Source organism: Accumulibacter sp. (assembly GCF_023806635.1).
GTDB lineage: Bacteria > Pseudomonadota > Gammaproteobacteria > Burkholderiales > Rhodocyclaceae > Accumulibacter.
Genome location: NZ_JAMTDQ010000004.1, coordinates 31,535 through 41,049 on the forward strand (window position 1 = coordinate 31,535; position 9,515 = coordinate 41,049).

Genomic DNA, 9,515 nt, shown 5'->3' on the forward strand with positions numbered 1-9,515 from the left:
GAACCCGCTTTCGCTTCCGGCGCGCTCAGCCCGTTGCACCGCCGCGCGCGGCGGCAGGCGATTCCCACGGCGGCACGGGCGTCAGCAGCCGTTCGAGTTGATCCAGCAGGACCTTGACCTTCGGCAGACGGACGCGACTCGGCGTGTAGCAGGCATAGACATGGCTGCCGAAGCCGGTCAGCGGCTCATGGCCTTCGAGCACGGTGCGCAGCCTGCCGCTCCTGATCTCCGGCCCGCAGAGATAGGTTGGCAGCATCGCCACGCCATGCCCGGCAAGCGCCGCCGCCAGCACGCAGTCCAGGTTGTTGAAGCGGAATCGGCTGCCGATCGGAACACTGATCTCTTCGCCGTCCCGTCCGGCAAGCCAGATGACCTGGCCATCGCCGGACTGCGGGTAGGCGAAACACTGGTGCCGACCGAGGTCGCGCGGTTGCTCGGGTTCGCCGTGCGCGACGAGGTACGCCGGGGTCGCGCAGAGGACGCGCCGGATCGCTACCAGCTTCCTGGCGACCGCATCCTCAGGCGGTGCCCTGGTATGGCGCAGCGCGAGGTCGATGTGGTCGTCGACCAGATCGACCAACTGATCGGTCAGGATCAGCTCGCATTCGAGTTCGGGGTAGCGGCCAGTGAGCTGCGGCAGCAGCGGGGCGACGTACATCCGTCCAAAGGTGATCGACGCGCTCACGCGCAGCAGGCCGTGTGGTGTGTCGCCGAGGTTGCGAACGGCGATCTCGGTACTGGCGACGGCCTCGAGCGCACGCACGGCATGCTGGTAGAAGACTTCCCCCGCCGGCGTCAGGCTCAAGCGGTGGGCGCGACGTTCGAAAAGGCGAGCGCCGAAATCCCGTTCGAGCTCCCCGATCTGCTTGCTCACACGGGCACGCGTGCAGCCGATGCGGCGCGCGGCGGCCGCCATGCTGCCGTCCTCGACCGCCTTGACGAAGCTTTCCCACGACGCCAGCCAATGCATGCGTCAATCATCCGTTGACACGATGCCGCGAATTATGGGCTATTTGTTTCCACATTGGCAGGTTATAGTCGCCCGCGTTCCCCGACGCCCGCTCACGCCGGAAGGCCGCTCATGTTCCGTTCCCTCTCCCGACCGGAGGTCCTCGTCACCACTCTGGCTGCCGCCGGCATCCTGATGGTGACGATGGGCGCACGCCAGTCGCTTGGGCTCTTCGTCAGCCCGCTCAACTCATCGACCGGCCTCGGCATCGCCACCATCAGCCTGGCCCTGGCAGTCGGGCAATTCACCTGGGGCGCGATCCAGCCGCTGGCCGGCGCCGTCGCCGATCGCTACGGGCCCCGCATGGTGCTGGTCGGCGGCCTGTTGCTGCTCGCCCTGGGCAGTGCGATGACGCCTTTCATGGATTCGGGTCCGGGCCTGATCGTCTCGCTTGGCTTGCTCTCGGCCATCGGCTCCGGCGCCGGCAGCTTCTCCGTGCTCATCGGCGCGGCGGCGCAGCGCCTGCCGCTCGAGTCGCGCGCCGCCGCGTCCGGAGTCATCAACGCCGGTGGTTCTTTCGGCCAGTTCGTCTTCGCGCCGATCCTGCAGAAGCTGATCCAGAGCATCGGCTGGATCGGCGCGATGTGGTCGCTGGCGCTGATGACGCTCGCCGCCTTGCCGCTGATCGGCCGGCTGGCGGGATCGACGGCGGCACCTGCCGCGCATCATGGCGGCGCCGGCAAGGGGTTGCGGGCCGCGATCGGCGACGCCCTGCACGACCGCAGCTACCTGCTGCTGCATGTCGGCTTCTTCACCTGCGGTTTCCACATCGCCTTCCTTGTCACCCATCTGCCGGGCGAGGTCGATCTCTGCGGCCTGCCGCCGGCGGTCGCCAGCTGGTCGCTGGCAATCATCGGGCTGGCGAACATCTTCGGCAGCCTTTACGCCGGTTCGTGTGTCGCGCGCTACCGCAGCAAGTACGTCCTGGCGGTCATGTACGGGTCGCGCGCGCTGCTGATCGCCGGCTACCTGCTGCTGCCGCGCAGCGAGACGACGTTCTACCTCTTCGCCGCCGGCCTCGGTTTCACCTGGCTGGCGACCGTGCCGCCGACGGCCGCCATCGTCGGCAAGCTGTTCGGCGTGCGTTACCTCGCCACCCTGTTCGGACTGACCCTGCTCTCGCACCAGATCGGCGGCTTCCTCGGTGCCTGGCTCGGTGGCCTGGCGATCACCCGCCTCGGCGATTACACTTGGATGTGGTACGCCGACATGGCTCTGGCTGCGTTCGCCGCGATCGTCAACCTGCCGATTCGTGAAGCACGGCTGCAGCAGGCGGCGGTGCCCGCCTGACGACCAGACAGAGGATGAGACCGACGCGCAAACGCCTGCTGGCAGGACTGGCGGTCTTCCTGTCCGTGCTTGCGGTCGTCGCTTCCACCGCTGTGCTGCTGCTCGTCGGCGAGCCCGCAGGCGGTGCTGGCGATGACGCTCTCGCGGGCAGGCTGGCAAAGCTGATACCGGTGCTCCTGATTGCCTCGGGAGCGGGGTGCTGGCTGTGGTTCAAACTCGATACACAGTACGTCCAGGCGCCACTGCGCATGGCGGAACAGCTCGCCGCGACGCTGCCGCACGCCGGCCTGAGGGTTGGCCGCTACGAGGCGCCCGAACTCGATCAGCTGGCGCAGGTCGTCAATCAGCTGCTCGCCCAGCGCGAAGCGGACCGCAGCGAGGTCGCCGAGCACTTCCGCGCAACGCAGGCCTCGCTCGCGGAGGAACGGGGCCGATTGAGTGCGCTGATGGCCGACCTCAGCCAGAGTGTCGTCGTCTGCAATCTGGATGGTCGCGTGCTGCTCTACAACCAACGGGCGAAGCAGGAGCTCTCGACCGGACCAGACGGAGACAGGACCGAACTGCTTGGTCTCGGACGTTCGATTCATGCGGTGCTCGACCGTGCGGTCATCGGCTATGCCATCGCCCGCCTGCGGCAGGCCAGTGCCGAAGTCGACTCCGGACATGCACCGGGGGTCGTCGGCTCGACGCACTTTGTCACCGGGACTGCCAGCGGCCGCCTGCTGCGCGCCCACATGTCTCCGGTCCTGGGCAAGACCGGTCGGCATCATGCCGACGGCGGCGCGCCCTCGATGACCGGTTTCGTGCTCGTTCTCGATGACGTGACCACGACCAACGAGCGACATACGCGGAGGGACGCGGTCATCCAGTCGCTGATCGAGGGGTGCCGCGGGCCGCTCGGCAGTGTTCGCGCGGCCGCCGAGATGCTCTGCGATTTCCCGGACATGTCGGGCGAGCAGAAGGACCGTTTCACGCTGGCGATTCGCGACGAAGCGACGGCGCTGTCGGCGCAGTTCGACAAGGCGGCGCGGGCGTTCTCGAGCGACCTGCGCGAGCGCTGGGTGCTGGAGGAGATCAACGGCGCCGAGATCCTGCTGGCGACGGCCGGCAGCATCCGGGAAAAGGGCGGCGGCGGGCGGCCTCCAATCGCCGTCAAGACCGAGCACGTCGAGAAGGGTCTCTGGTTGCGCGTGGACAGTTTCGCCTTGCTGCAGGCACTGCGCTACCTGGCGCTCCGCCTGCAGGACGACTACGGGATTCGTGAAGTGCGCCTGTCGCTGACGCGCAGCGGACATCTTGCCCAACTCGATCTGTCGTGGCAGGGCACCTTCATGAACAACGAAACGGCGATGAGCTGGTTGCAGGATCCGATGAACGTCCCTGGCAAGTCATCGTCGCTGAGTGTGACCGACGTCGTCGAGCGCTGCAACGGCGACATCTGGTTCCAGCGCGAACGGGTCTCGCATCGCGCCTTCTTCAGGACGGTCCTGCCCATGGCGGCGGCGCCCGGCAACCTGCCCATGCCGATGACCGTGGCGACGGCTGAAGAGCGTCCCGAGTTCTATGATTTCGACCTGTTCGGCTGGTCGGAGAGCGGCCATGAACTCGACGACCGGCCACTCGGCGAGCTCGCTTACACGGTGTTCGACACCGAGACGACGGGTCTGCACCCGGCCGAAGGCGACGAGATCATCCAGATCGGCGCGACGCGGATCATCAACGGCCGTCTCCTGCGGCAGGAGTGCTTCGAGCAACTGGTCAAGCCACAGGTCCGCCTGTCACCGGGATCGATAGCGGTGCATGGCCTGACGCGCGAACTGCTCGCCGCTCAGCCGGGCATCGATGTCGTCCTGCCCAGATTCCACGCCTTCTGTGCCGATACCGTCCTGGTCGGCCACAACGCGGCTTTCGACATGCGCTTCCTGCAGCTCCAGGAGAAGCGGACTGGCGTGCGCTTCGAGCAACCGGTGCTCGATACCCTGCTGCTCTCCTCGGTCCTGCACCCGAATCAGGCAACGCACCAGCTCGAAGCGATCGCCGAACGTCTGGCTGTGCCCGTGCTTGGACGGCATACGGCGCTCGGCGACGCGATGGTGACCGCCGAGGTCTTCCTGAAAATGCTGCCGCTGCTCACCGAGGTGGGGGTCAAGACGCTGCGCCAGGCACGCGAAGCCAGCCAGACGAGCTACTTGGCGCGGGTCAGGTACTGAGGCGAAGAGCAGGAAGATCCGACGCCGCCGAATGGCGGCTGCCTCGGCGCCCGGCCCGGCGGGCTCGGCGGCCCGGCGGCTACCCGCCACGCCGACATGCCTCTGGCAGCCTTCGCGGCGATCCTCGACCTGCCGATTCGCGCAGCACGGTCTGCCAGAGTTGCGGCGCCTGCAGCGGCGGGGTGCGCTCTCCTGTACTGCGCTGGCCGAAGGCGACGAGACCATCCAGATCGGCGCGACGTGGATCGTCAACGGACGTTTCCTGCGGCAGGAGTGCTTCGACCAACTGCTCAACGCCGTCACATCCGCAGCGCCGCCGTCAGCGAGGCGACATCGGCGGCCGATTCGCGCAGGATGTCGCGCAGCGTCTCTTCGCCGACGAGCAGGTCGATCGACGCCGCCATTCCTTCGCGCGGGCAGCCGTCGAGGTCGCGCAGCGGGCTCTCGACCGGCGCCAGTTCGTCGGCGAGCAGCAGCGTATCACCCAGCGTCGTCGGCGGCATGGCGAGAAAGCCCTGCCAGCAGACCTCGATGGCGTCGATGACCGGCTGCGGCACCGCCAGCGCCTTGAGCACCGCGCGTCCGACCTCGGCCTCGCCGCTCTCGCTCCAGGCAGGAAAGTCCTCGTCGAGCAGACCCGGATGGTCGCGCGTGCGCGACACCAGGTAGAAGGCACCGACTTCGTGCACGATGCCGGCAAACAGCGCCGTCTCCGGGTCGAGGCGGGTGACGCGGCGGGCGAGGACCTGCGCCAGCGCGGCAACGTGGGCGGTGTGCTCCCACAGGCGGTCGGCCAGTTCGCGGTCCCGCGCCGTCGCCGGCGCCGCCAGTTGCCGGCTGACGACGGCGGTCGCCAGTGCCCGCAGATAGCGGAAGCCAAGGCGCAGGACCGCCGTGCGGACGTCGGTGATCGGCCGGCCGGAGCGGTTGCAGACGGTCGAGTTGGCGACGGCGACGGCCTTCGCTGCCAGCAGCGGCTCGGCCTGCACCAGTCGCGCCGCGTGGTCGAGCGGGCAGTCGGGATCGTCGAGCGCGCGCTTGAGTTTGAGCGCCACGACGGCGCTGGTCGGGAAGCTGACCTCGCCCCGTTCGATCTCGGCGGCGATCCTCTTCAGGATTTCGTAACGTTCCACGATCATTCTCCACGATCCAGGGGGGGGCGTCGCGGCGGCGATCAACGGCCGGCGGCGACGAGCGCCGGCGCGATCTGCGACAGCGGCAGCACCTGCTCGACCCCGCCCAGCCTGATCGCCTCCCTCGGCATGCCGAAGACGACGCATGAGGCCTCGTCCTGGGCGATAGTCGCCGCACCGGCATCACGCATCTCCTTCAGGCCGCGGGCGCCGTCGTCGCCCATGCCGGTCATGATCACGCCGATGGCGTTGCGGCCGGCGAAACGGGCGACCGAGCGGAAGAGCACATCGACCGACGGCCGGTGACGATTGACCAGCGGGCCATCGACGACTTCGACGTGGTACTGCGCGCCGCTGCGCCTGAGCAGCATGTGCCGGCCACCGGGCGCGATCAGCGCACGCCCGGGCAGCACGCGGTCGTTCGAACGCGCTTCGCGGACCTCGATCGCTGCCAGCGAATCGAGTCGTTCGGCGAACATCGCCGTGAAGCGCTCGGGCATGTGCTGCACGACGACGATTCCCGGTACCGTCCGCGGCAGGCTGCCGAGGATCGCCTCGAGCGCCTGTGTGCCGCCGGTCGAGGTGCCGATGGCGATCACCCGGTCGGTGGTCTGCAGCACCGGTGCCATGCCGGCGGGGAGGATGACGTCGGCACGGTGGAGCGTTCGCCCGGCCGCCATGTCGGCCGCTGCGCTGCTGCCGCTGCTGCCGCCGCGCAGCACCCCGACGTTGGCGCTGGCGGCGGCGCGCACGGCGGCGACGATGTCGTCCGACGAATCCTCGAGAAAGGCCTTCACGCCGAGCTTCGGTTTGCTGATGACGCTGATCGCACCGGCCGCCAGCGCCTGCGCCAGCGCTTCGCTGCCGGCGGTCGCCAGCGACGAGCAGATGATCACCGGCGTCGGGCGCTCGGCCATCAGCGCGCGCAGGAACGAGATGCCGTCCATGCGCGGCATCTCGATGTCGAGGAGGATCACGTCCGGCCAGTTGCGGCGCATCTTTTCCATCGCGAAGAGCGGATCGGCGGCGGTGGCGACGAGTTCGATGTCGTTCGCGCGTGCCACCGCCATCGTCACTGCCTGGCGGACGACGGCCGAATCGTCGACCACCAGCAGGCGAATCCTTGCGCCGGCCATCGCTGTTCGCCCCGCCATCACCCGGGCTTGCGGTAGATCGTCGGCCTGACCGTCTGCAGGCCGTCGGTGAGACCGTTCAGCGACTCCGCGTGGCCAACGATGAAATGGCCGCCCGGCTTGAGGCAGGGCAGCATGTTGGCGATCACCCTGCGCTTCGTCTCGAGGTCGAAATAGATCATGACGTTGCGCAGGAAGATGACGTCGAAAGAGCCGACGCCGCTGATCGGCTGCGTCAGGTTGACCTGCGCGAAGCTGACCCGTTGCCGCAGTCCGCTGTCGATCAGCAGCTTGCCCTCCTGCCCGCGGACTCCCTTCAGGCAATACTTGCGCAGGCACGCCGGCGGGATTCCCGAGATGCGCTCCTGCGAGTAGACGCCGGCCTTCGCCTTCGCCAGGACGGTCAGGCTGATGTCGGAACCGAAGACCTCCCACGGCCGCTGCAGGCAGTGCTCGGCGAGCACCATCGCCATCGAATAGGCTTCTTCGCCGCTTGAACTGGCACCGCTCCAGATGCGGAAGGGGCTGCCGGCGACCGCCTCCCGGCGGACCAGGTCGCGCAGGAAGTCGAAATGCTGCGGTTCGCGGAAGAAGTAGGTCTCGTTGGTCGTCAGCAGGTCAACCATCTTCTGCAGTTCGTCCGGATCGTTGCCCGAGGACAGCAGCCGGTAGTACTCGCCATAGGTGGCGAGGCCGTGGTGGTCGAGGCGGCGGCCGAGGCGGCCGACGAGCAGGACGCGCTTGGCATCGGAGAGGCTGATGCCGGCAAGCCGGTGGATCAGTCGCTGGAAGAGGGCGAACTCGCGGTCGGTGATGGTGGGTCGAGTGGCGTGCATGTCGGCTCAGAAGAGTTCGATGTCCGTCTTCTTCGGTGCGACGAGCAGCGTGCTGGCGTATGACCGCTCGGCCTCGACGATGCTCTGGCTGGTCTGCCCGCGCTTGCAGAAGACGTCGCCGGTCTGCGGATCGAGGATGACCTTGCGCGACCACGGGCCCATCAGGTCGGACGCCAGCAGGCTGATGCCTTCACGCGCCAGCCACTCGCGCGCGAACTCGGCATTGCGCTCGCCGATGCTGACGCCGGTGAGCGACGAAATCACGTTGCCGCCGCCAAAGGCCTTGCCCTGCAGGCGCTGCTTCCGGGCTCCGCGACCGAGCATGCCGTTCATCAGCGCCTCCATGCAGAAGTTGCCGCAGAGCAGGACGTCGAGATCCTGGTTCGCCGAGCGTTCGAAGCGCGGCAGCATGAAATGATTGAGACCGCCGATCCGCAGGGTCGGGTCCCAGAGGCAAACGGCGACGCACGAACCGAGCAGCGTCGCGATCGGTCGTTCGCTTTCGATCGCCCAGCCCCCGGGATTGACGTTGCGCGCCAGCCGTTCGAGATCGCGCGGAGTGTTCATTCAATCCTCACCGACCGGCATCATCGCACATTTCGCCCGGCGGCCGTCCTCCCGTCGTGTTCCTGCGGCCCGGAAATCGGGTGGCGGGCAGCTGGCAGCGGAGCGTCGTGACGTCATCGTAGATGACGGCGACCAGCCCGTATTCCGGGCAGTACGCGGTGAGCCGGTAGTGGCGGGCGAGATCGCTGCGGAAGTCATCGAACTGCGCGCCGTCGCCGGTGAGGGCGACGCCGGCAAAGCGTTCGATCCAGCGGCGATCGAGTTGCGGCACGACGGCGGTGGCACAGCGGCCGATGATCCGCGATCGATCGAGGCTGGTGATGGCTTCGAAGGCGGCATTGGCGGCGATGAAGCGGTAGTCGCAGGCGTTGCCGGCTGCGTCGAGGACGACCTCGTGCAGGGCGAAGCCGGAAGTCAGCGTCTCGAACAGGCCGCGGAAGCGGTCCTCGCCGGCGGCTTCGCCGACCTCGCCGGCGAGCGATGCCGCCGGATGCCGGATCGTCAGGACCAGATAATGCGTTGCGCTGCCGCGTGCGCGATCGCCGAAAGGAGTCAGGGACCAGTGCCAGCGATCGAGATCGCCGCCGTGTCCGGGTCGCGGGCGGCCAGGTCGCGCCGCGCGTGCCTGCGCCACTCCCGAATCGCGGACCTGGCGAAAGACTGCCTCGCTGGCGGCGTGCGGAAAGAGTTCGAAGTAGTTGCGACCGGGAAAGAACTCCGGCGGCCTGCCGATGGCGTCGGCGTAGCTCTGGCTGACCCGCAGGAAGGCGAAATCCGCGTCGAGCACGGCAACCGCGATGCCGGCCTGCGTCAGGACTGCCGTCCACGGGGAACCCGTTGCAATGCCGGCTGCGAGCCGACGTTCGATTCCGCTTCTGCTCCTGGTACTCATGGGTGCGTGTTCAGTCCGGGTCGGGAGGATGGGTTCGCTGGCACGGGTGACGGCCGCGCAGGGCTGCTGCCGCCGGCCTGCAGCCCTCGCGCAGGCCCGCCCGCCGGCTGGCCGGGGGTGCCACGTCCGCCGCCAGCGCTGCCTGGCGGCTGCACGCCGGCAGGCGGTGTACAGCGGTCGCCGATGCGGAAGAGCGTCATCAGGCCCTGCAATTGCGCCGCCTGCCCGCCGAGCTCGCCGGCGGTGGTGGCGAGTTCCGCCGACGCTGCCGCGGTCGCCTGCGCCGTCTGGTTGAAGCGGCCCATGGCACGGTTGATCCGGCCGACGCCGGAGGATTGTTCCTGCGAGGCCGACGCGATGTCCTGGACGAGGTCGGAGGTTTTGCGGATTGACGGGACGATTTCGGTCAGCAGGGAGCCGGCGCGTTCGGCGAGTTTGACCGAGT

8 protein-coding genes and 1 pseudogene are annotated in these 9,515 nt (G+C 68.2%); 2 read left to right on the forward strand and 7 right to left on the reverse strand.

Annotated elements, in window-relative coordinates:
* Window positions 1–25: 25 nt before the first annotated feature.
* Window positions 26–970: a LysR family transcriptional regulator gene (locus NFW30_RS00590; protein WP_295356694.1), complete on the reverse strand. Its 945-nt coding sequence runs from the start codon at window positions 968–970 to the stop codon at window positions 26–28.
* Window positions 971–1,081: 111 nt separating this feature from the next.
* On the opposite strand from NFW30_RS00590, the gene NFW30_RS00595 reads away from it, so the two are divergent.
* Window positions 1,082–2,299, forward strand: coding sequence for an MFS transporter (locus tag NFW30_RS00595; RefSeq protein WP_295356697.1), 1,218 nt, complete (start codon window positions 1,082–1,084; stop codon window positions 2,297–2,299).
* Window positions 2,300–2,313: 14 nt separating this feature from the next.
* On the forward strand, window positions 2,314–4,509 hold the full coding sequence (locus tag NFW30_RS00600) for an exonuclease domain-containing protein (RefSeq protein WP_295356699.1): 2,196 nt from the start codon (window positions 2,314–2,316) through the stop codon (window positions 4,507–4,509).
* Window positions 4,510–4,808: 299 nt separating this feature from the next.
* Here the strand turns inward: NFW30_RS00600 and NFW30_RS00605 are convergent, their stop codons facing one another.
* From NFW30_RS00605 to NFW30_RS00630, 6 genes and pseudogenes are all read right to left on the reverse strand, one after another.
* A complete protein-coding gene (locus tag NFW30_RS00605) occupies window positions 4,809–5,642 on the reverse strand; it encodes an HDOD domain-containing protein (RefSeq protein WP_295356702.1) in 834 nt (277 codons plus the stop codon).
* Between the two features lie 41 nt (window positions 5,643–5,683).
* On the reverse strand, window positions 5,684–6,778 hold the full coding sequence (locus NFW30_RS00610; RefSeq protein ID WP_295356705.1) for a chemotaxis response regulator protein-glutamate methylesterase: 1,095 nt from the start codon (window positions 6,776–6,778) through the stop codon (window positions 5,684–5,686).
* Between the two features lie 17 nt (window positions 6,779–6,795).
* Window positions 6,796–7,611: a protein-glutamate O-methyltransferase CheR gene (locus NFW30_RS00615; protein ID WP_295356707.1), complete on the reverse strand. Its 816-nt coding sequence runs from the start codon at window positions 7,609–7,611 to the stop codon at window positions 6,796–6,798.
* A gap of 6 nt (window positions 7,612–7,617) precedes the next feature.
* A complete protein-coding gene (locus NFW30_RS00620; protein ID WP_295356710.1) occupies window positions 7,618–8,178 on the reverse strand; it encodes a chemotaxis protein CheD in 561 nt (186 codons plus the stop codon).
* A gap of 7 nt (window positions 8,179–8,185) precedes the next feature.
* Window positions 8,186–9,070 (reverse strand): PAS domain-containing protein, encoded by an 885-nt coding sequence (locus tag NFW30_RS00625; protein ID WP_295356713.1) that lies wholly within the window; start codon window positions 9,068–9,070, stop codon window positions 8,186–8,188.
* Window positions 9,067–9,515, reverse strand: a pseudogene (locus NFW30_RS00630) (hypothetical protein); the annotation flags it as partial. The gene NFW30_RS00625 and the pseudogene NFW30_RS00630, both read right to left, overlap by 4 nt.

Excerpts from the sequence above, each read along its gene's own strand:
- NFW30_RS00590 (WP_295356694.1), bottom strand. The coding sequence starts at position 970 with ATGCATTGGCTGGCGTCGTGGGAAAGCTTCGTCAAGGCGGTCGAGGAC.
- NFW30_RS00610 (WP_295356705.1), bottom strand. The coding sequence starts at position 6,778 with ATGGCCGGCGCAAGGATTCGCCTGCTGGTGGTCGACGATTCGGCCGTC.
- NFW30_RS00625 (WP_295356713.1), bottom strand. The coding sequence starts at position 9,070 with ATGAGTACCAGGAGCAGAAGCGGAATCGAACGTCGGCTCGCAGCCGGC.
- NFW30_RS00600 (WP_295356699.1), top strand. The coding sequence starts at position 2,314 with ATGAGACCGACGCGCAAACGCCTGCTGGCAGGACTGGCGGTCTTCCTG.
- NFW30_RS00595 (WP_295356697.1), top strand. The coding sequence starts at position 1,082 with ATGTTCCGTTCCCTCTCCCGACCGGAGGTCCTCGTCACCACTCTGGCT.
- NFW30_RS00615 (WP_295356707.1), bottom strand. The coding sequence starts at position 7,611 with ATGCACGCCACTCGACCCACCATCACCGACCGCGAGTTCGCCCTCTTC.
- NFW30_RS00620 (WP_295356710.1), bottom strand. The coding sequence starts at position 8,178 with ATGAACACTCCGCGCGATCTCGAACGGCTGGCGCGCAACGTCAATCCC.